Consider the following 20,693-nt stretch of genomic DNA (forward strand, 5'->3'; position numbering starts at 1 on the left):
GCGGGGCTTGCCAGTGGCAGCGGAGGCGAGAGGCAATATGACGACGCCGGCGACCCTGACGCGCGCGCAGAAGGCGGCCGCCATCCTGGTGGCGATGGGCAAGCCGTCGGCCAGCCGTCTCCTGAAATTTTTCAAGCAGGAGGAGTTGAAGGCGCTGATCGAGGGTGCGCGGCTGCTCAGGACCATTCCACAGAGCGATCTCGAGCGCATCGTCGCCGAATTCGAGGCCGAATTCACCGAGGGCGCGGGCTTGCTCGATTCCGCCGACAGGATGGACACGATCCTCAATGAATCGCTCTCGCCCGAAGAGATGAGCGCGATCATGGGCGACAAGAAATTCGAGGTCGCTCCGGAAGGCCCACCACCGATCTGGCCCGAGCTCGAGAAGCTCGAGCCGGCGCGGCTGGGCACGTTCCTGGCCGGCGAACATCCGCAGACAGCGGCCATGGTGCTGTCGAAGCTGGCGCCGCAGACGGCGGCGGGGGTGCTTTTGACGCTGACCAAGCCGATGCGTGGCGAAATCATCAAGCGCATGGTGACCATGGCCAATGTTCCGGATGCCGCGGCCAGGATTGTCGAGAACCGGCTGCGCACCAGCGTGCTGGCGGAGACCTCGACCAAGGATACGTCGGTGGGGCAGGCACGCGTCGCCAGCGTGCTCAATGAACTGGACAAGCCGCTGCTCGAGGAGGTCATGCAGGATCTGGAAGCCGCCGGTACGCCCGATCTCGACGGCGTGCGCGCGCGACTGTTCGCTTTCGACGACCTGCCGCTGCTTACGCAGAAGGCACGCGTGCTGCTGTTCGACGGACTGTCGACCGAACTTGTCACGCTGGCGTTGCGCGGCACGTCTGCGGCGCTCGCCGAGGCGGTGCTGTCGGCGATCGGCGCACGGTCGCGACGGATGATCGAAGCCGAACTCGGGGAGGGGTCGGAAGGCATTCCCGCCGCCGACATCACGGCGGCACGCAAGACCATCGTGACGACGACGATCCGTCTGTCGCGCGAAGGCGCGTTCGAACTTCCTTCGACGCAGGACGCCGCCTAAGGCATGTCCGACGCCGTCGACAAGGATTCGAAAACCGAGGAGGCGACGGAAAAGAAGATCCGCGACACCATCGAACAGGGCAAGCTGCCCCATTCGAGGGAAACCGCGCTTCTCGCCTCCTTCGTCGCCATACTGGTGTTCACCGTCTTCTATGCCAAGGATGCCATCATCGACCTCGGCATGTTCCTGGCGACGTTCCTCGAGAAGCCGGAAGCCTGGCCGATGGACACCGAGACCGATGTCATCGCGCTCTATAAACTCGTCATGCTGGAAGTGGGCCGCGCCCTCGTCAGCCTGCTGGTGCTGTTGACCGTCGCCGGCATCGGCGCCTCGGTGCTGCAGAACATGCCGCAAATCGTCGGCGAGCGCATCAGGCCGCAGTTTTCGCGCATCTCGATCGTCAAGGGCTGGAACCGCATGTTCGGTGTCCAGGGCTGGGTCGAGTTCCTGAAATCCCTGGGAAAGGTCGGCTTCGCCATTGCCGTGCTCTCCTTCACGCTGTCGGAAGATCACCGCAAGCTGCTTGCCGGGATGATCACCAATCCCGTTGCCTTCGGCCTCGTCATCCGCGGCATCGCGGTCGACATATTGGTGGCGATCGTCTTCGTCATGGGCCTGATCGCGGCGATCGACATCGTCTGGTCGCGCTTCCACTGGAAGCAGGACCTGCGCATGAGCAAGCAGGAGGTCAAGGACGAGTTCAAGCAGTCCGAGGGCGACCCGATCGTCAAGTCGCGGCTGCGCTCGCTGGCACGCGACCGCGCGCGCAAGCGGATGATGACGGCGGTGCCGCGCGCGACGCTGATCATCGCCAACCCGACCCACTTCTCGATCGCGCTGAAATATGTGCGCGACGAGGATTCGGCGCCGCTCGTGGTGGCCAAGGGGCAGGATCTGGTGGCGCTGAAAATCCGCGAGATCGCCAGGGAACACAACATCCCGATCTTCGAGGACGTGGCGCTCGCCCGCTCCATGTACAAGCAAGTTTCGGTCGATAATGTGATCCCGTCGCAATTCTACCAAGCCGTCGCCGAACTGGTGCGGATCGTCTACTCGAAAAAGGCTGAGCGCAGACAGATTTCATGAATCGCCAACCGCACGCAAAATCCCGCGAGATCATCGTCGCCAGCGCCATCGAGCAAGTGGTGGGCGAACTGAGGCTGATCGATGTCGCCGACTATATCGCCTTCATCCGGCTGGAGCATTTCGCCTGCCTGTCGGACCTGGTCGATTCAGCGGCGGAGCTGTTCTTCATGCCCGGCACGCTCAGGCTCGGCCATGGTGGCGAGGCGCATGTCGACTGGAGCGGCAGCCCGCGCATCGTGCTCGACCTGGAACTGCGGCCACCCGGGGCGACGGTCTATTTTCAGCTGACGCTGAGCGAGAACGGCAACTCGGTCGTGGTCAACTACGTGTCGTTCGAAAAGCCGGGCGAAGATCCCGAGCACAATACGGCCTTGCTCGAGACCGTGATCGAAGAGGCGCGTATCCGCAGGGTCGAGCCGCTGGCCTTCTAGGCCTATTGATATTCAGGTGATGCCGGCCTGCAAATCGCTGATACCTGAACCTCAACAGACCTTGACCGCTACTCGATCAAACCGAGCCGTAGCGCCTTGGCCACCGCCTGGTTGCGGTTGACTGCGTTGAGCTTCTGCGTCGACTGGGTCAGGTACTGGTTGGCGGTGTGCACCGACAGTTTCAGCAGCCGCGCGATCTCTTCGCTGGTGTTGCCGTTGGCGGTCAGCTTCAGGCATTCGAGTTCGCGCTTGGAGATGGCGCGCATCCTGCCGGCATCGCTGGGGCGGATCCGGGCGACAGCGGCGAACAGCGAAAAACAGCGGGCATGGATTTCGTAGAGCGTATCCTGGGGGAGGGCGATCTCCGATCCGAGGAAGACGACGAGACCGCACTGGCCGCGGTCGGCATGGACGGGAAGGGCGATACCGCTGGTGCCGGGCGCCAGCGCTGCGATCTGTTCGGTCCAGGCGAGTTTGCCGAACATCTCAGCCATCGCCGCGACGCCGTCATCCGTCCACCAGCGCGGCTCCGTCGAGTTGCGGGTATGGCGCACGATCTCCTCGCCATTGGCGCCTGAGATGAACTTCGTCGCCACCGCGATGCCGGGATAGTCGGAATCGAAACACGGGACCAGCCGTGCCCGCTCCGGTGACGGGCTGACGAAGAACAGGCCGAAGGCCGAGGCGTTGATGTCGACCGATATCCAGCGGCAGCGGCGCACGGCATCGGGAATGGTGACCGCGTGATGCGTTTCGGAGCCGAGCGAGAAGGCGCCGAACGGGTTGCGCTGCTCGTTGAAAAGGGCTTCGGCTGCTTCCTTAATGTCGGCGTTTTTCAAATGATGCCACTCCTGATCGCCGTGGCGATTGCCATCGCGCGGTTGCTGGCGGCGAACTTCTGGATGGCGTGGGTGATGTAGCTGTTGACGGTGTTGGACGAGACGCCAAGGATGACGGCGACCTCATCGGTGGTCTTGCCCTCCGAAACCCAGAACAGGCATTCGCGCTCGCGGTCCGACAGCGGATCCTGCATGGCGGCGGCGGCGATCAACTGCGGAATGTGCGAGAGCGCATAGCAGCACTTCAGTTGCGCCTTCATCAGCGCCGGCTGGTCGATCTTGCCGGCACTTGCCGCCGAGAACAGGGCGAACAGGCGCTGACGACCGACATTCAGCCGCAGCGAATAGATCTCGGCATGGCCCAGTACGTCGAGCAGGCGCGCCTCTTCGCCGGAGACCAGTCCATCCGCATCCGGCGCCTGCGCCGCCACCAGCGGTCTTGGACGGATACCGGGCGCAACGGTGAGAGCACCCTGGGCAAGGCCGGCGATCAGCCGCTTGCCGATCAATTCGATGGCGTCGAATATCCAGTTCGAGGAGACGATGCGCGCGTCGTTGCGGTCCTGGTCATGGACGATGGCGACCAGCATGTAGCTGTCAGCGCCGATCTCGGCGGTCAATTCCATGAAAAAGCTGGTGAGATCACCGCGCGACGTCAGGCGCGAGCCTAATGTGTCGGATTGAAGAAGCGCGGCGGGACTGCTCATCTGTTGCTTTTGGCCGGAATCGATTCTGATGTCCGGATGCTGGAGAGCCAGCCGCCGAACCCGAAAACGCGTTACTTTTACGAGACACACACGAGGCGCGGGGCCGCGCCCAATCAGACGGAATCCATTCAGGGAACGCGAAGCCGTCCGCGTCTGGCGCCGGAAAATTTCCGGAACGTGAGACTTTGGGTGGTCGCCGCGCCCCCCGAGGACCGGCTGATTCGGGTCTAATCTACCCGCAGATGAATCCGACATCAAACGCGATTTGACAAAATCGAATCTGATGGACTCGAGGTGCGACTCAGGAGGCGATTTTCGTAGCCTTCGAGGCGTGAAAATGTCGGGACTGCGCAAGCCGGCCATATCGGCGGCCCGCCCGTTGCGATAGATTCGAAATGCCGAAGGGGTGGGCATCTCCGGCAATCGAGCCTGTAGACGGCATGTTTGACGAAGTCGTCGGGGCAGTCGTACGCAGGCTCATGGCATGGTCCGGTTTCGGGGGAAACAATGAGCGATTCATTTCGGGAAGTTACATCCGTCTCGTGGTTCGGGCGGATCAAGCGCGCTGTCGGCGGGGTCATATTCGGCCTGCTTCTGGTCGTGCTGATGGTGATCGGGCTGTTCTGGAACGAAGGCCGCGCGGTGCAGACGGCGCGCTCGCTGGCCGAGGGCGCCGGCGCCGTCGTCTCGGCCGGTGCCGACAGTGTCGACGCCGCCAATGACGGCAAACTGGTGCATGTCAGCGGGCCGGTGACAGCCGATAGCGGGCTGTCGGATCCGGATTTCGGGATCGCTGCGCAAGGCCTGCGCCTGTCGCGCAGCGTCGAGATGTATCAGTGGAAGGAGGACTCCAAATCCGAGACCACCAAGAAGCTCGGCGGCGGCGAGGAGACGGAGACGACCTACAGCTATTCGAAGGTGTGGGACGACAGCCAGATCGACTCGTCGGATTTCAAGAAGCCTGATGGCCATCAGAATCCGCCGATGGCGATCCACAGCCGGACCTTCCAGATTCCGGAAGGCAAGCTCGTCGCCTTCGATCTCGATGCGCCGGTGCTGGATCGCATCGAGGGCGACAAGGATCTTTCGCTATCGCCAAGCCAATCGGCCGCGATAAAGGCCGCCTACACCGGTACGAAGCCGCTCAGCATCGTCGACGGCAGGATCTATCTCGGTACCGACAACACAACGCCGGCGCTCGGCGATTACCGCATCGGCTACGAGCTTGCGCCGCTCGGCGTGGTGAGCATTGTCGCGCGCCAGGCCGGCAGCCGGTTCGAGTCCTACCAGACCGAGGCAGGCGATGCGCTGCTGATGGTCGATATGGGCCAGGTACCGGCCGACAAGATGTTCGCCGAGGCGGTCAGCGCCAACACGCTGATCACCTGGCTGCTGCGTGCCGCTGGCCTGCTGCTCTTGACGATCGGCTTTGCCCTGTTCCTCAGCCCGATTGGCGTGATCCTCGACGTCATCCCGTTCCTCGGCAGCATGGCGCGGATGGGAACCGGCATCATCGCCTTCTTCCTGGCGATCCTGGTCGGCACGACGACAATCGCGATTGCCTGGTTCTGGTATCGGCCGGTTCTGGCGGTTGGCATCCTGGCCGCCGGCGTCATCGCTGCGGCGACGGTCTATTATCTCGGCCGGTCACGCAAGCCAGTGGCGCCGATGGCCGCGCCAAGCACTGGCACCGCGGCGTAGCCTGCAAAAAGGGCGGCCGCGCCGCCCTTTTCTTTCGTGCCTGTCGCTGTGCTTGCGAGAAGGCTACCGATCTTCGAAACCGGTCAGCACGCCCACGGCGTTTATGCCGATCTCCTCGACGGCATAGCCGCCTTCCATGACGAACAGCGTCGGCAGGCCGAGCTTGGCGATGCGGCGGCCGATCTTGGGATAGTCGGGGCTGGTCAGCTTGAACTGGCTGATCGGGTCCTTCTCGAAGGTGTCGACGCCGAGCGAGACGATGACGATGTCGGGCGCGTAGGCGGCGAGCCTGGCGCAGGCGTCCTCCAGCGAGGCGTTCCAGACGTCCCAGCCGGTGCCGAAGGGCATCGGATAGTTGATGTTGAAGCCTTCGCCCGCGCCGGCGCCACGCTCGTCGGCATGGCCGAGGAAGAACGGATATTCGACCATCGGGTCGCCATGCAGATTGAGAACCTGCACGTCGGCGCGGTCATAGAAGATCTCCTGCGTGCCGTTGCCGTGGTGATAGTCGACATCCAGGATCGAGATGCGCTTGGCACCCTGATCGCGGAACCACTGCGCCGCGACGGCGGCGTTGTTGATGTAGCAATAGCCGCCCATGAAGCCGGCGCCGGCATGATGGCCGGGCGGACGGCAGAGCGCGAAGGCGGACCTTTCGCCGGCCTTGACCAGGCCGGCGGCGGTGAGCGCCACGTCATAGGATGACTTGATCGCCGCCCACGTGCCTTCGACGAAGGTGGCGCCGGCATCGAAGGAATAGTAGCCGAGCAGCGCATCGACACGCTTCGGCGGCACGTCGCCGCGCAGGCCGCGCGTCGGCCAGGTGAAGGGCATGGCCGTGCCCTCGTGACCTGAGGCCACCCATTGCGGCCAGACCGTCGGCAGGAAGTCGATATAGTCCGATTTGTGAATGCGTTTGGCGGCGGCTAGATCGTGCTCGAGCGGCAGGACGATCGGACCGAGCTTCTCGCTTTCGACCCGCGCCTTGATGAATTCGGCGCGCGAGGGCTTTTCAAAACCCGGCACGATCGCCGATGTGACCAGTTCCATCTGGCCGGCATGACCGGCATGAAGCGGCGAATAGACAGTCTTCATAAAATTCCTCTCGAAATGCGAAATCAGTCAAGGTTGAGATAGGGGGTCACCAAAGCGAGCCACATTCTTTCCACATCGTCCTCGATGAGGTCGTATGTCTTGCGATCTCTTTTCAGCCCTACGAGCCGGCAGGCGTGCCCGACATCCATCATCAGCACGCCGAGCCGGCTGGCGATCTCGTCTTCAAGGGCCGGATTCACATGCTGCAGCCATGCGGCGTACAGCGCGATGATCTGCTCGTCATATTCGTCCTGGATCGGCCTGAGGTCGGCGTTACCGGAAATGGCTTCGATCACCGGCATCAGGGTGGCGTTGTCGCGATAGAGCGTGGACGTGTCGATGAAGAGCTTGCGCACTTCCTGGCGAAACTCGTCGCGGTTGGTGGGCGGGGCGACCTCGATGCGCCTCGCGATCACCTCGGGAAAGGAGGACAGCCAGCGTCGGGCGAGATCCAGGAGAATGGCTTCCTTGTTGGGAAAGTATTGGTAGACCGAACCGACCGACAGGCCGGCGCGCCGGGCAATGGCGAGCGTCGTCGGCGCCTTGGTTCCCTGCTCCCGTGTCAAGACCAGCGCCGCGTCGAGAATCCGGTCGACCACCTTGCTCGACCGCTGTTGCCGCGGCTGCTTGCGCGGTTCGAGCGCCATCCTGGTTTCGCGGCTGAGACTGCGCTTCACTGCTTGATGTCCTCGTTCCCTGCCGGGTCTCAATACGGGTGCAGGTGCTGTCCAATACATTCGAAATTCGGTACGTTGACAAACGCGAATAATTAGTCGCATTCTTTTATCCACGCTGTTTTCAGGGATCACAAGGGGAATTTCCAGAGACAGCGCACTGGCATCATTTTTCGTCCGATAGCGCCGCTGCGGTGACGTGGCAGCTTGTCGGACAAGAGGATTGCCGGTCTCAGTCAGTCGTCAAAAGCGCGGAGTCGCGATGTCTGTCACAGGTGCGGGTCACAATGCGGATCTGATCGTCATCAATGGTCATGTGCTGACCATGGACGATGACAATCCCACCGCCGAGGCCGTTGCCGTCAAGGACGGCACCATCGTCGCCATCGGCAGCCGGGCCTCCATCGAAGAGCTCAAAGGTCCGGCCACAAAAGTGATCGACGCCAAGGGCGGCTCGGTGATCCCGGGCTTCATCGAAGCCCACATGCATCTTTTCTCCGGCGGGGCCGAGCTCGCGCATCTTCAGCTTGGCGGTGTCCATGGCTTCGAGACGTTGCAAAAATCTATCCGCGACTATGCGCCGACACGGCCCAATGCCGCGATGCTGGTCGGGCAGGGCGTCGACTATACCGTGCTTGGAAGCGAGCGGGTGACGCGCCACCATCTCGATCAAATCCTGCCGGACCGGCCCTTCTGCATGGCCGCGCCCGACCATCACACGATGTGGGCCAACACCAGGGCGCTGGAGATGGCCGGCATCCTGCACGGCCGCACGCTTGGTCCGGGCAACGAGATCGTCATGGGTTACGATGGCCTGGCCGCCGGTGAATTGCGCGAGGGCGAGGCCTTCGGTCCGGTGCTCGACCTTGCCGGCGAGAGCCGGGTGCGGCTGGGGCTGGCGACAGGCGGCGAGCCGGATCCGATGCCTTCGGCGGAAGAACGCGCCGCCGACCGTGACATCATGCGGCGCGGGCTTGCCTGGTGCGCGCGCCACGGCATCACCTCGATCCAGAACATGGACGGCAACCTCTACCAGCTTGAGCTGCTGGCCGAGATCGAGGCCGCGGAAGGCTTGCCCTGCCGCGTCCAGATCCCGTTCCACTACAAGAATTTCATGACGCTCGACATGCTCGACAAGGCGTCCGTGATGACCGAGCGCTACAACAGCGAGTGGCTGTCCTCGGGCATGGTCAAGGTGTTCTACGATGGCGTGCTCGATTCCTGGACGGCGGTGATGGTCGAGCCTTATGCCGATCGCACCGACTGGGTCGGCGAGCCACTGTTCACGCCGCAGCAGTTCATCGATCTGGCGGTTGCCGTCGACAGACGTGGACTGCAGATCGCCGTGCACTCGATCGGCGACGGCGCCGTCCGCGCCGTGCTCGACGGCTACGAGGCGGCGCAAAAGGCCAATGGCAAGCGCGACAGCCGGCATCGCGTCGAACATATCGAGGTCATAACCACATCGGACGTGCCGCGCTTCGCCGAACTCGGTGTCATCGCTTCCATGCAGCCGCCGCATCCGCCCGGCGCCATGGATTTTCCGCTGGAGCCGACCGTGTCGCGCATCGGGCCGGCCCGTTGGCCGCTGAGCTATGCCTGGCGGACCTTGAAGAATGCCGGCGCGCATGTCGTGTTCGCATCGGACTGGCCGGTGTCGCCGATCGATCCGATCCTGGGTATTCAGGCGGCAGTGATGCGCAAACCATGGGCAGAAAGCGACCCGGACCAGAGCTTCTCGCTGCATGAATCGCTCACCGCGTACACGGTGGAGGGTGCCTATGCGGAGTTCGCCGAGCACCGCAAGGGTATGCTGAAACCAGGCTATATGGCCGATCTGGTGGTTTTGTCCGATGATATCGAGAGGACCGCGCCGGCCGAACTGCACAGACTGCGGCCGGTGACGACGATCTGCGGCGGCAAGGTCACCTACCAGGCCTGACAATGGCATGCGGCTTGCTAGCCGGATGAATGACTACTGAACTGTGATTCAATGCCGGACTTGCCAACCTACCGGCCGTGTGGTCACATCCAACAGGGGAAAAACCTCGCCAGCAAGAGCGGGGTCAACAGTGAGGCGTATCGTGCCGGAAAAACCGGATCGGAATGCAATTGAAGTCGTAAACGTCAGTAAAATTTTCGGATCAGGGGAAGGGCAGGTCGCTGCCCTCGATACGGTCTCGGTGACCATCCGCGAAAACGAGTTCTTCACGCTGCTGGGACCATCCGGCTGCGGCAAGACCACGCTGCTGCGGCTGATCGCCGGCTTCGATTTTCCAACCGCCGGCGAGATCCTGCTTTACGGCCAGGACATCGCACCGTTGCCGCCCTTCAAGCGGCCGGTCAACACCGTCTTCCAGTCCTACGCGCTGTTTCCGCACATGACGGTGGCCGACAATATCGGCTTCGGCCTGGAAATGCTGGGTAAGCCCAAGGCCGAGATCAAGGCGCGCGTCGCCGAGATGCTGAAGCTGGTCAAGATGGAAGCGCTGGCGGGCCGGCGCACCAGCCAGATCTCCGGCGGCCAGCAGCAGCGCGTGGCCCTGGCCCGGGCGCTGGCGCCGCAGCCCAAAGTGCTGTTGCTCGACGAACCGCTGTCCGCACTCGACTACAAGCTGCGCAAGGAAATGCAGATCGAGCTGAAGCGGCTGCAGGACGAGACCGGCATCACCTTCATCTTCGTCACCCACGACCAGGAAGAAGCGCTGACGATGTCGGACCGCATCGCGGTGATGTCGTCGGGCAAGATCCTGCAGGTCGGCTCGCCCTGGGACATCTACGACAAGCCGGCGGAACGCTTCGTCGCCGACTTCATCGGCGAAACCAACTTCCTCACCGCAGCGATATCGGGCATCGGCAACGGAAGGGCGCGCGCGACGCTCAAATCCGGCACGGCCATCGAGGCGACCATTGCCGAAGGCTTCCAGCCAAAGGACAACGCCACCGTGGTGGTGAGGCCCGAGCATGCCAAGCTGACGAAGGACAAGGGCGACCTCGCGGGCACGGTCGAAAACATCGTCTATTTCGGCACCGATACGCATATCCATGTCCAGCTCGACAGCGGCGAGGCTTTCACCGTGCGCCAGCAGAACACGCGCAGCGCCGGCTGCGGTTTCGAACGCGGCGACAAGGTCGGCATCATGATCGGCAACGACGCCGCGCAAGTGCTGAGGGACTGATGGCGACCGCGGAAGAAGTCGCCAAGGCAGCGGAGCGGCGCGATGTGCGTGACCGCTGGCTGTTGTCAGCACCGGCGCTGCTGGTCATTCTGTTTGCCGCGACCGGCCCGTTGCTGATCGTGCTTGTCTATTCGTTCCTGACGCCCGGCGCCTATGGCGACGTGAAATGGCAGTTCTCGTCCAACGCCTGGACATCGGTGCTGCTGGAGCGCGACATTTTCGACGACACGCTTTCGCTCGCTGCGGCGCATGTCACCATCCTCTGGCGTTCGGTCAAGCTTGCGGTGGTGACGACGCTCGCGACCTTGGCGCTCGGTTTCCCGACCGCCTATTTCATGGCGACGCGCAGCGAGAAGACGAGGGATCTCTGGCTGTTCCTGATCACCATCCCGTTCTGGACCAACCTCCTGATCCGTACCTTCGCCGTGCTGCAGATCATCCGCAACGAAGGCATCATCAACACGATCCTCTTGAAGCTCGGCATCGTCTCGGCGCCGATCCAGATCCTCTACACCGATACGGCGATCCTGGTCGGCATGGCCTATGTCTACCTGCCGCTGATGGTGCTGCCGATCTATGCCAGCATGGAGAAGCTCGATTTTCGTTTGGTCGAGGCGGGCTATGATCTCTACGCGACACGCTTCAAGGTGCTGCGCAAGATCATTTTCCCGCTGGTCAAACCCGGCGTCATCGCCGGCTCGATCCTGGTCTTCATCCCCGCACTCGGCGCCTATGTGACGCCGAGCGTGCTTGGCGGCGGCAAGAACATGATGCTGTCCAACCTGATCGAACTGCAGTTCGGCCAGGGCCGCAACTGGCCGCTCGGCTCGGCGCTGTCGATCACGGTGATGATCATCGTCATGGTGGCGCTGCTTGCCTATGTGCGCAATGCCGGCAAGTCGGGAGTGCGTCATGGCTGACAACTTCTCCATCAAGCACCAGCCGGGGTTCACGGCGATCGCCGCGACCTGCTTCGTCGTGCTCTATCTGCCAATCATCGTGCTGGTCATCTACGCCTTCAACGCGGCCAGCTCGACATCGGAATGGGGCGGGTTTTCGTTCAAGTGGTTCCAGTCGGCATACCAGAACACGCAGGTCATCGATGCGACGCTGCGATCCTTCCAGATCGGTTCCATCGCGGCGGTGCTCTCGACCATCTTCGCCACCATGGCCGCGCTCGCCACCACGCGCACGGCATCCTATCCCGGCCTCACCTTCAAATACGCGGCGATAAACCAGCCGCTGATGGTGCCCGAGATCGTCACCGGCGTGGCGCTGCTGATCTTCTTCTCGCGCATAAAGATCTTCACCGGCTATTCGGGGATCGGCTACCTGGTCGCCGCGCATACGGCGTTCTGCATTCCCTTCGCCTACCTGCCGATCCGGGCGCGGCTGGAGAATATGGACCTGACGCTGGAACGTGCGGCCGCGGACCTCTATGCGACGCCGTGGAAGACCTTCCGCCGCATCACGCTGCCGCTTTTGTGGCCCGGCATCCTGGCCGGACTGATGCTGGCCTTCGTCATCTCGCTCGATGATGTCGTCATCACCGAGTTCGTCAAGTCGGGCGGCCAGGACACGTTGCCCACCTACATGCTCGGCCAGATCCGCCGTGGCATTACACCCGAGATCAACGCGATATCGACCGCTTTCCTGCTGCTTTCGGTCGCGATCGTCACGTTGTTTTTCTTCGTCAGCAGGAAACGAGACTGAAACCTGAAATGGGAGTTAGAACGATGAACTGGAAGACAACAGCGACCGCCATGGGGTTGGCGTTGCTCGCATCGACGGGGCTTGCCCGCGCCGAGGGCGTGCTCAACATCTACAATTGGGGCAACTACACCAGCCCCGACGTGATCAAGAAGTTCGAGGACAAATACAAGGTCAAGGTGACCATCACCGACTACGATTCCAACGACACCGCGCTTGCGAAGATTCGCCAGGGCGGCACCGGTTTCGACATCGCGGTTCCGTCGCAGACCTATGTGCCGATCTGGATCAAGGAAGGTCTCGTGCTGGAGACCGATCCGGGCAAGATGGAGAACTTCAAGAACGTGGCGCCGGAATGGGCCAATCCTGAATTCGACCCCGGCCGCAAATATTCCGTGCCGTGGGCCTGGGGCACGATCGGCGTCGTCGTCAACACCGATGCCTATAAGGGCCCAGCCGATACGTGGGGCATTGTCTTCAACACGCCGGACGAACTGAAGGGCAAGGTCAATGTCGTCCCGGAAATGGGCGACGTCATCTTCGCGGCGATCAAATATGTCGGCGGCCAGCAGTGCACCGATGACAAGGCGGTGCTGAAGAAGGTACGTGACCTCCTGGTGGCGGCCAAGCCGAACTGGATCGCCATGGAATACAACACCATCGAAAAGATGGGCGCCGGCGACTTCAAGGCAACCAGCGACTGGAACGGCTCGGCGCTGCGCCAGCGGCTGGCCAACCCGGCCATCCACTACAATTATCCGAAGGAAGGCTTTGGCCTGTGGAGCGACAATGTCGTCGTCCTCAAGGAAGCCAAGAACGTCGAGAACGCCAAGCTGTTCCAGAACTTCATCATGGATCCGGAAAACGCGGCTGGCCTCTCGGCCTTCCACCGCTATGCCAACGCCATCACCGGCTCGGACAAGTACATGCCGGCCGACATGAAGGACGCGCCGGAAGTCATCATTCCCGCCGACGCCAAGCCGAAAGGCGAATTCCAGAAGATGTGCCCGCCTGAAACGCAGGAACTCTACACTAAAATCTGGACCGAGCTGCAGAAGTAATCGCTACGCGATGGACCCGGCGGCACACGCCGCCGGGTCCTTTTTGTTCCGGGAATGGCTTTCATGGACTCCTATCGCAACAGCGATCCGCGGCCGCCGATCATGCAAGGCTCGCCGCCCGCCATGGTGCCGCCGAAGCTCGACTGGGACAGGCCGCCATGGAACCGCTGGGCGTTCCAGCACATCAGGGAAATTCTGCCGACCGCCGAAGTCTGGCGCGGCAATGGGCATCGCCATCGCCTCGAACGCGCCGAGGTCGATCTCGAAGGGCTGCCGGTCGAGGGCAGCGAGGGCCAGCCTTCGACGCTCGCGGGGCTGCTCGACGAGACCTACACGGATGGCTTCCTGGTGCTCAAAAACGGCAGGGTCGCCTATGAGCGCTATTTCAACGGCATGGACGAGCGCACGCTGCATCTGTCGCAGTCGATGGCGAAGTCCGTCACCGGATCGGTGTTCGGCATATTGGCCGGCCGTGGCCTGATCGATCCAGCCAAGGCGGTGACCGACTACCTGCCAGAGCTGAAGGCAACGGGATGGGCCGGGGCCAGCGTCCAACATGTGCTGGACATGACCACGGGCGTGCGCTTCTCCGAGGAATACACCGACCGCTACTCCGACATCGGCCAGGTCGATGTCGCGACCGGCTGGAAGCCGGTGCCGCCGGGCAGCGATCCGGACTTTCGCTGGCCTTCGCATATGTTCGACCTGATCCTGGGCTTGAAGGACACAATCCGTCCGCACGGCGCGAAATTCGAGTACCGCTCGATCGAGACCGACGTGCTCGCCTTCATCATGGAACGGGTGACGGGCAAGCGGCTGGCGCAGTTGGTCTCGGAAGAGCTCTGGCAAAAGCTCGGCGCCGACGAAAGCGCCTGCTTTACCGTCGACAGCGCCGGCTATGCGCTTGCCGATGGTGGCTTCAATGCAACGTTGCGCGACTATGGCCGCTTCGGCCAGATGATCCTCGGCAATGGCGGCGGCATCGTGCCGGCCGAATGGATCGAGACGACACGCAATGGCAGGCACGGCCCCGATTTCTCCGCCAGCCTGCCGGAAGGCAGCTACAGCAACCAGTTCTGGATCGAGGATCCCAGCTCGCGCGCGCTGATGTGCCGGGGCGTGTTCGGGCAGATGATCCACATCGACTGGAACACGGGAATGGTCGTGGTGAAGCTGTCGAGCTATCCGGATTTCAACAATCTCGCCTACTCCATGGCGACATTGAGGGCCGTGCATACCATCGCCGCCGCGTTGAGCTGAGCCCCCTAGAAAAAACGACTCCAAGAGGAAACGCCATGACCGGCATGACCGCGTTCGAGACCCGCTACGGCTTCCGTCGCAACGAGGTGCTGCTCGCCAACTGGCGCGAGAGCCCGTTCAACCGATGGTCGTTCCAGAATCTCGGCGAACTGGTGCCGACGGCGCGCGTCACGGCGGCCGGGGGCATCGAGGCACCGATGCAAGATCTCGGTGGCCTGCTTGGCGAAAAGGTCTCGGTCGCCAGCACGCCGGAAACGGTGGCCGAATTTCTCGTCCGCTCCAGCACCGACGCGCTGACAGTCATGAAAGGCGGCAAGATCATTGGCGACTGGTTCGCGCCGCATATGGATTTCGGCGCCCGTCACATCATCTTCTCGATCAGCAAGTCGGTGACCGCCATTGTCGCCGGGATGCTGGAAGGCGAGGGGGTGTTCGATCCGGAAGCGCCAGTGGCGCACTACATTCCGGAGGCCGCCGGCTCGGCATATGGCGATGCGAGTGCGCGGCATGTGCTCGACATGAGCGTCAGCCTCGATTTCGAGGAAGCCTATCTCGATCCGGAAAGCGCCTTTGCCCGCTATCGCCGGGCGACGCTGTGGAACCCGGGCGGCGGCACCGAAAGCCTGCGCGAATTCATCCTGACCTTGCAGCGGCTGGCCGAGCCGCATGGCCAGACCTTCCGCTACCGTTCGCCCAATTCCGACCTGCTCGGCCTGTTGCTGGAGCGTGCCTCGGGCCAGCGCTTCAACGATCTGATGCGCGAGAAGCTCTGGCTGCCACTCGGCGCCGTCAGCGAGGCTTCTATCGGCGTCGACATGGAAGGCACCGCACGCACCGCCGGCGGCATCTCGGTGACGCCGCGCGATCTGGCGCGTGTCGGCGAAATGATGCGTCAGGGCGGCACGGCCAATGGCCGGCGCATCGTGCCGGAGGCCTGGGTGCGCGACACGACCAGCACCGGCGGCAGCGCGGAAGCCTGGCAGCGCGGCGCGATGCTGCCACTGTTCCCCAAGGGGCGCTATCGCAACAAATGGTACCAGACCGGACACGAGAACGGCGCCTATTGCGGCATCGGCATCCATGGCCAGTGGCTCTATGTCGACCCCAGGACCGAAGTGGTGATCGCCAAGATGTCGTCGCAGCCGCAGCCGGTCGACGATGCGCTCGATCTCGAGCTTGTGGCGTTTTTCGAAGCGCTGAGCCGGATGGTCTAAACGCCTCCTGCCACCAAATTAGCGAGTGCTTTCCTGTGGACCCGCCGGGCTGACGGAAGCGCGGCGGTTGGCGGACCGGATGTCAGCGCCTATGGTCGCCGCTCTTTCGACAAGAGTGGGAATGACATGGCATCCGACATCAAGCGCATCGCAGCCATCATCGCGACCGAGATCGCGGCGCGGCCCGAGCAGGCGGCCGCGGCGATCGAACTGCTCGATGAAGGTGCGACGGTGCCGTTCGTGGCGCGCTATCGCAAGGAAGTCACCGGCGGGCTGGACGATACGCAGCTACGCGACCTTGCCGAGCGGCTGGCCTATCTGCGTGAGCTCGACGCGCGACGTGACACGATCCTTGGCTCCATCCGCGAGCAGGGCAAGCTGACCGAGGAACTCGAGGGCAAGATCATCGCCGCCGCCACCAAGGCGGAGCTGGAAGACATCTATCTGCCCTACAAGCCCAAGCGCCGCACCAAGGCCGAGATCGCTCGGGAGCGCGGGTTGGGGCCGCTGGCGGAGGCCATCCTCGCCGATCGTTCGCTCGTGCCCGCCGAACTGGCGCTGGCCTATGTCAGCGAAGAGGTGGCCGATGCCAAGGCCGCATTGGAAGGCGCGCGCGACATCCTGTCGGAACAGTTCGCCGAAAATGCCGATCTTGTCGGCAAATTGCGGACCTACATGAAGGAACGCGCCTTCATGCGCGCCAGAGTGGTCGACGGCAAGCAGGAGGCGGGCGCGAAATTCTCCGACTATTTCGACCATGTCGAACGCTGGGCAAATGTGCCGAGCCACCGCGCGCTGGCCATGCTGCGCGGCCGCAACGAGGAGGTGCTGTCGCTCGACATCGAGGTCGATGCCGATGACACCTCGCCGGTGAAGCCGGTCGAGCGAATGGTCGCCAATGCCTATGCCATCGGCGGCAGCCTGCCGGGCGACCGCTGGCTGATGGAGGTCGCGGGCTGGACATGGCGGATCAAGCTTTCGCTGCACCTGACGCTCGATCTGATGCGCGACCTGCGCGAGCGGGCCGAGGAAGAGGCGATCCATGTCTTTGCCCGCAATCTCAAGGATCTGCTGCTCGCCGCGCCGGCAGGGTCGCGGCCGACGATGGGGCTCGATCCCGGCATCCGCACCGGCGTCAAGGTGGCGGTGGTCGACGGCACCGGCAAGGTGCTCACGACGACGACCGTCTACCCCTTCCCGCCAAAGAACGATGTGAGGGGCACGCAGGCGGAACTCGCCAGGCTCGTTCGCCTGCACAAGGTCGAGCTGATTTCCATCGGCAACGGCACCGGCAGCCGCGAGACGGAGAAGCTGGTCGCGGACATGCTGTCCGACATGCCGTCCGACGGCGGACCGAAGCCGTTGAAGGTGATCGTCAGCGAGGCGGGCGCCTCCGTCTATTCTGCATCGGCGACGGCGGCGGCGGAATTCCCCGGCCTGGATGTGTCGTTGCGCGGCGCGGTGTCGATCGCGCGACGTCTCCAGGATCCGCTCGCCGAACTGGTCAAGATCGAGCCGAAGTCGATCGGCGTCGGCCAGTACCAGCACGATGTCGACCAGTACCGGCTTGGCCGGTCGCTGGAAGCGGTGGTCGAGGATGCCGTCAACGCGGTCGGCGTCGATCTCAACACCGCTTCAGCGCCATTGCTGGCGCGGGTTTCGGGTCTCGGTGCGTCGCTGGCCGACGCCATCGTCGCGCATCGCGACGCGACCGGCCCCTTCGCCAGTCGCAAGGATTTGCTGAAAGTAGCGCGCCTTGGACCCCGCGCGTTCGAACAGTCCGCCGGCTTCCTGCGTATTGCCAATGGCAGCGAGCCGCTCGATGCCTCCTCGGTGCATCCGGAAGCCTATGGCGTGGCCAAGAAGATCGTCGCCGCCTGCGGCCGTGATGTGCGTTCGCTGATGGGCGACAGCGCGGCGCTCAAGGCGCTTGATCCGCGCGTCTTCGTCGATGAGCGTTTCGGCCTGCCGACAGTGCGCGATATCCTGGCCGAGCTGGAAAAACCCGGCCGCGATCCGCGTCCCGGCTTCAAGACCGCGACCTTCGCCGACGGGGTCGACGACATCAAGGATCTGAAGCCCGGCATGCTGCTGGAAGGCACCGTCACCAATGTCGCCGCCTTCGGCGCCTTCGTCGATATCGGTGTCCACCAGGACGGGCTGGTGCATGTCTCGCAGCTGGCCGACCGTTTCATCAAGGACGCGCATGAGGTGGTCAAGGCCGGCGACGTGGTCAAGGTGCGCGTCGTCGACGTCGACATCAAGCGCAAACGCATCGCGCTCTCCATGCGCAAGGATGGCGGCGAGGGCGGCGCATCGAGAGGGCCACGCGACAATGGTGGCGGCAAGCCGACGCCACGTTCGCCAATGCCGCAGCGGCAACCGGAACGGCCGGCCCAGCAGGGCGCGTTTGGCGCCGCGCTGGCGGATGCGCTGAAGCGGAAGTAGCTACCAAGCCAGAACGGTCGGCTCCTTCTCAAGCTGGCCCAGCAACCAGTCGCGAAAACTGGCGACGGGCGGGTGGCCTCTCTTGTCGTGAGGCACGACGAGATAATAGGCGCTGCGGCTTTGCATGGGCTGGCCTGGCGCCGGCACGAGCTGGCCGCGCTGCAATTCACCCGTGATGAGGAGCAGCGGCAACAGCGCGACCCCGAGTCCCGCCATGCAGGCCTGGGCGGCGGTGCCGAACTGCTCGAACTGCATGCCCGGTCCGGTCGGCGCGCTCAGGCCCTGGTGCTCGAACCATTCGGTCCAGGCGCCGGGTCGCGTCGCCATGTGCAGGAGCGGCAGGCGGCCGATATCGGCCGCCGTGGCAATGGCTCGGCCGGCGAGGAATTCCGGCGACACCACCGGCGCCACCGTCTCGCGCACCAGGAGCGTCGAGTCCGCCTCGGGCCAATCCGGCAGGCCGTAGTGGATGGCGGCGTCCAGCCTCTCCCGGGCGAAGTCGAAGCGGCCGACGCGGGTGACGAAGTTGATGGTGATATCGGGATTTCTTTCCACGAAATCGGGGATCATCGGCATCAGCCAGCGCGTGCCGAACGTCGGCAAGATGGCCAGGTTCAGGATGCCGCTATGCCGATTGCTCATCAATCCAAGAGCTGCGTCGCGCAACTGGCCGAGGGCCGAACGCACCGCGTCGGCATAGATTTCGCCCGCTATCGACAGCCGGACATTGCGACTGTCACGCTCGAACAGACGGCGGCCGAACTGATCTTCGAGCAGCTTGATCTGCCTGCTGACCGCGCCCTGCGTCAGATCGAGCTCCTGCGCGGCGGCGGTGAAACTGCCAAGCCGGGCCACCGCCTCGAAGGCGGCAAGGGCCCTGATGTTGGGCAAAAGGCGGCGCTGGACACTCATCATTCATTCCTAACGCTCATTGATTGGTGAAGCAATTTCGTTTGATTTTTTCAGGCCACGGACCGATAAGCCGGACTTCACCCGTTTTGAGGATCAAGAAGCCATGGCCGCCGACAAGAATGCATTCGTCTGGGAAGACCCGTTCCTGATCGAGGGCCAGCTTTCGGAAGACGAGCGCATGGTGCGGGACGGCGCGGCGGCCTTTGCCGCCGACAAGCTCGCGCCACGCATCGAGGAAGCGTATCTCGAGGAAAAGACCGATGCCGGCATCTTTCGCGAGATGGGCGAGGCGGGTCTGCTCGGCATCACCATCCCCGAGGAATATGGCGGGCTCGGTGCCAACTATGTCACCTACGGGCTGGTCGCGCGGGAAGTCGAGCGTGTCGATTCCGGTTATCGTTCGATGATGTCTGTGCAGTCGTCGCTGGTTATGTATCCGATACACGCCTATGGCTCGGAGGCGCAGCGCAAGAAATACCTGCCGAAGCTGGCGTCGGGTGAATGGATCGGCTGCTTTGGCCTTACCGAGCCGGATGCCGGCTCGGACCCGGGCGGCATGAAGACGCGCGCCGAGAAGACCGCCAACGGTTACAAGCTCACCGGCTCCAAAATGTGGATTTCCAACGCGCCGATCGCAGACGTGTTCGTCGTCTGGGCGAAGTTGAAGGGTGACAACGGCAAGGACGAGATCCGCGGCTTCGTGCTGGAAAAGGGCATGAAGGGGCTGTCGGCGCCGAAGATCGGCGGCAAGCTGTCGCTGCGCGCGTCGATCACCGGCGAGGTGGTGATGGAAGGCGTCGAGGTCGGCGAGGACGCATTGCTGCCCAACGCCAAGGGCCTTGGTGGCCCGTTCGGCTGCCTCAACCGGGCGCGCTACGGCATTTCCTGGGGCGCCATGGGCGCCGCCGAGGATTGCTGGCACCGGGCGCGCCAATACGGCCTCGACCGCAAGCAGTTCGGCAAGCCGCTCGCCGGCACGCAGTTGTTCCAGAAGAAGCTCGCCGACATGCAGACCGAGATCGCGCTTGGCCTGCAGGGCTCGCTCAGGGTTGGGCGGCTAATGGACGAGGGCAAGATGGCGCCGGAGATGATCTCGATCGTAAAGCGCAACAATTGCGGCAAGGCGCTCGACATCGCTCGCCAGGCCCGCGACATGCACGGCGGCAACGGCATCCAGATCGGCTACCACGTCATGCGCCACGCGCAGAATTTGGAGACGGTCAACACCTACGAGGGCACGCATGACGTGCACGCGCTGATCCTCGGGCGGGCGCAGACGGGGATACAGGCGTTTTTCTGAGCGGCAACCGTTGCTTAAATTAGGTGCA

18 protein-coding genes are annotated in these 20,693 nt (G+C 63.3%); 13 read left to right on the top strand and 5 right to left on the bottom strand.

Annotation, left to right across the window (positions count from 1 at the left end; translation table 11 throughout):
• The first annotated feature begins 37 nt into the window (after positions 1–37).
• Genes AC0NIH_RS09835 through AC0NIH_RS09845 form a run of 3 tightly spaced genes read left to right on the top strand, consistent with a single transcriptional unit; the run spans position 38 to position 2,565 of the window.
• Positions 38–1,048: a flagellar motor switch protein FliG gene (locus tag AC0NIH_RS09835; RefSeq protein ID WP_013893225.1), complete on the top strand. Its 1,011-nt coding sequence runs from the start codon at positions 38–40 to the stop codon at positions 1,046–1,048.
• Positions 1,049–1,051: 3 nt separating this feature from the next.
• Positions 1,052–2,134, top strand: a complete 1,083-nt coding sequence (gene flhB / locus AC0NIH_RS09840) for a flagellar biosynthesis protein FlhB (protein WP_023778456.1) — start codon at positions 1,052–1,054, stop codon at positions 2,132–2,134.
• Positions 2,131–2,565 carry a hypothetical protein gene (locus AC0NIH_RS09845; protein ID WP_013893227.1) on the top strand — a complete coding sequence of 145 codons (435 nt, stop codon included), beginning with the start codon at positions 2,131–2,133 and terminating at the stop codon, positions 2,563–2,565. The genes flhB and AC0NIH_RS09845 overlap by 4 nt, the downstream gene beginning before the upstream one ends.
• A 68-nt stretch (positions 2,566–2,633) precedes the next feature.
• Here AC0NIH_RS09845 and AC0NIH_RS09850 read toward each other — a convergent pair whose 3' ends face one another.
• Positions 2,634–3,404, bottom strand: a complete 771-nt coding sequence (locus AC0NIH_RS09850; protein ID WP_473465145.1) for a helix-turn-helix transcriptional regulator — start codon at positions 3,402–3,404, stop codon at positions 2,634–2,636.
• The gene (locus AC0NIH_RS09855) at positions 3,401–4,111 is read right to left on the bottom strand and encodes a helix-turn-helix transcriptional regulator (protein WP_023765733.1); all 711 of its coding nucleotides are present in this window, start codon (positions 4,109–4,111) and stop codon (positions 3,401–3,403) included. Before AC0NIH_RS09855 ends, AC0NIH_RS09850 begins: the two co-directional genes overlap by 4 nt.
• 507 nt (positions 4,112–4,618) lie before the next feature.
• Between AC0NIH_RS09855 and AC0NIH_RS09860 the strand changes: the two genes are divergently transcribed.
• A complete protein-coding gene (locus tag AC0NIH_RS09860) occupies positions 4,619–5,812 on the top strand; it encodes a TMEM43 family protein (protein WP_224686216.1) in 1,194 nt (397 codons plus the stop codon).
• Positions 5,813–5,875: 63 nt separating this feature from the next.
• Here the strand turns inward: AC0NIH_RS09860 and AC0NIH_RS09865 are convergent, their stop codons facing one another.
• The gene (locus AC0NIH_RS09865; protein WP_287269848.1) at positions 5,876–6,907 is read right to left on the bottom strand and encodes a histone deacetylase family protein; all 1,032 of its coding nucleotides are present in this window, start codon (positions 6,905–6,907) and stop codon (positions 5,876–5,878) included.
• Positions 6,908–6,930: 23 nt separating this feature from the next.
• Positions 6,931–7,584: a TetR/AcrR family transcriptional regulator gene (locus tag AC0NIH_RS09870; RefSeq protein WP_023765730.1), complete on the bottom strand. Its 654-nt coding sequence runs from the start codon at positions 7,582–7,584 to the stop codon at positions 6,931–6,933.
• Positions 7,585–7,843: 259 nt separating this feature from the next.
• Between AC0NIH_RS09870 and AC0NIH_RS09875 the strand changes: the two genes are divergently transcribed.
• The 8 genes from AC0NIH_RS09875 (at position 7,844) to AC0NIH_RS09910 (ending at position 18,453) form a co-directional block, all read left to right on the top strand.
• The gene (locus AC0NIH_RS09875) at positions 7,844–9,523 is read left to right on the top strand and encodes an amidohydrolase (RefSeq protein WP_473465148.1); all 1,680 of its coding nucleotides are present in this window, start codon (positions 7,844–7,846) and stop codon (positions 9,521–9,523) included.
• A gap of 142 nt (positions 9,524–9,665) precedes the next feature.
• Entirely contained in the window at positions 9,666–10,760 is a 1,095-nt protein-coding gene (locus AC0NIH_RS09880) for an ABC transporter ATP-binding protein (protein ID WP_473465209.1), read from the top strand.
• Complete coding sequence (locus AC0NIH_RS09885; protein ID WP_473465151.1) at positions 10,760–11,680, top strand: ABC transporter permease; 921 nt, start codon at positions 10,760–10,762, stop codon at positions 11,678–11,680. Before AC0NIH_RS09880 ends, AC0NIH_RS09885 begins: the two co-directional genes overlap by 1 nt.
• On the top strand, positions 11,673–12,473 hold the full coding sequence (locus AC0NIH_RS09890; RefSeq protein WP_023765726.1) for an ABC transporter permease: 801 nt from the start codon (positions 11,673–11,675) through the stop codon (positions 12,471–12,473). The genes AC0NIH_RS09885 and AC0NIH_RS09890 overlap by 8 nt, the downstream gene beginning before the upstream one ends.
• A 23-nt stretch (positions 12,474–12,496) precedes the next feature.
• The gene (locus tag AC0NIH_RS09895) at positions 12,497–13,531 is read left to right on the top strand and encodes an extracellular solute-binding protein (protein ID WP_023765725.1); all 1,035 of its coding nucleotides are present in this window, start codon (positions 12,497–12,499) and stop codon (positions 13,529–13,531) included.
• A 63-nt stretch (positions 13,532–13,594) separates the two neighbouring features.
• The gene (locus AC0NIH_RS09900; RefSeq protein ID WP_473465154.1) at positions 13,595–14,791 is read left to right on the top strand and encodes a serine hydrolase domain-containing protein; all 1,197 of its coding nucleotides are present in this window, start codon (positions 13,595–13,597) and stop codon (positions 14,789–14,791) included.
• A 35-nt stretch (positions 14,792–14,826) separates the two neighbouring features.
• Positions 14,827–16,005, top strand: coding sequence for a serine hydrolase domain-containing protein (locus AC0NIH_RS09905; RefSeq protein ID WP_473465157.1), 1,179 nt, complete (start codon positions 14,827–14,829; stop codon positions 16,003–16,005).
• A gap of 126 nt (positions 16,006–16,131) precedes the next feature.
• Entirely contained in the window at positions 16,132–18,453 is a 2,322-nt protein-coding gene (locus tag AC0NIH_RS09910) for a Tex family protein (RefSeq protein WP_023765722.1), read from the top strand.
• Here AC0NIH_RS09910 and AC0NIH_RS09915 read toward each other — a convergent pair whose 3' ends face one another.
• The gene (locus tag AC0NIH_RS09915; RefSeq protein ID WP_473465160.1) at positions 18,454–19,365 is read right to left on the bottom strand and encodes a LysR family transcriptional regulator; all 912 of its coding nucleotides are present in this window, start codon (positions 19,363–19,365) and stop codon (positions 18,454–18,456) included.
• A gap of 103 nt (positions 19,366–19,468) precedes the next feature.
• Here AC0NIH_RS09915 and AC0NIH_RS09920 point away from each other — a divergent pair, with 103 nt between their 5' ends.
• Complete coding sequence (locus tag AC0NIH_RS09920; protein WP_352709948.1) at positions 19,469–20,665, top strand: acyl-CoA dehydrogenase; 1,197 nt, start codon at positions 19,469–19,471, stop codon at positions 20,663–20,665.
• Positions 20,666–20,693: the final 28 nt, after the last annotated feature.

The organism is Mesorhizobium sp. WSM1386 (genome assembly GCF_055901595.1).

Coding starts and splice junctions, on each gene's coding strand:
- AC0NIH_RS09895 (WP_023765725.1), top strand. CDS start 12,497: ATGAACTGGAAGACAACAGCGACCGCCATGGGGTTGGCGTTGCTCGCA.
- flhB (WP_023778456.1), top strand. CDS start 1,052: ATGTCCGACGCCGTCGACAAGGATTCGAAAACCGAGGAGGCGACGGAA.
- AC0NIH_RS09885 (WP_473465151.1), top strand. CDS start 10,760: ATGGCGACCGCGGAAGAAGTCGCCAAGGCAGCGGAGCGGCGCGATGTG.
- AC0NIH_RS09875 (WP_473465148.1), top strand. CDS start 7,844: ATGTCTGTCACAGGTGCGGGTCACAATGCGGATCTGATCGTCATCAAT.
- AC0NIH_RS09915 (WP_473465160.1), bottom strand. CDS start 19,365: ATGAGTGTCCAGCGCCGCCTTTTGCCCAACATCAGGGCCCTTGCCGCC.
- AC0NIH_RS09860 (WP_224686216.1), top strand. CDS start 4,619: ATGAGCGATTCATTTCGGGAAGTTACATCCGTCTCGTGGTTCGGGCGG.
- AC0NIH_RS09835 (WP_013893225.1), top strand. CDS start 38: ATGACGACGCCGGCGACCCTGACGCGCGCGCAGAAGGCGGCCGCCATC.
- AC0NIH_RS09910 (WP_023765722.1), top strand. CDS start 16,132: ATGGCATCCGACATCAAGCGCATCGCAGCCATCATCGCGACCGAGATC.
- AC0NIH_RS09865 (WP_287269848.1), bottom strand. CDS start 6,907: ATGAAGACTGTCTATTCGCCGCTTCATGCCGGTCATGCCGGCCAGATG.
- AC0NIH_RS09900 (WP_473465154.1), top strand. CDS start 13,595: ATGGACTCCTATCGCAACAGCGATCCGCGGCCGCCGATCATGCAAGGC.
- AC0NIH_RS09890 (WP_023765726.1), top strand. CDS start 11,673: ATGGCTGACAACTTCTCCATCAAGCACCAGCCGGGGTTCACGGCGATC.
- AC0NIH_RS09920 (WP_352709948.1), top strand. CDS start 19,469: ATGGCCGCCGACAAGAATGCATTCGTCTGGGAAGACCCGTTCCTGATC.
- AC0NIH_RS09905 (WP_473465157.1), top strand. CDS start 14,827: ATGACCGGCATGACCGCGTTCGAGACCCGCTACGGCTTCCGTCGCAAC.
- AC0NIH_RS09855 (WP_023765733.1), bottom strand. CDS start 4,111: ATGAGCAGTCCCGCCGCGCTTCTTCAATCCGACACATTAGGCTCGCGC.
- AC0NIH_RS09845 (WP_013893227.1), top strand. CDS start 2,131: ATGAATCGCCAACCGCACGCAAAATCCCGCGAGATCATCGTCGCCAGC.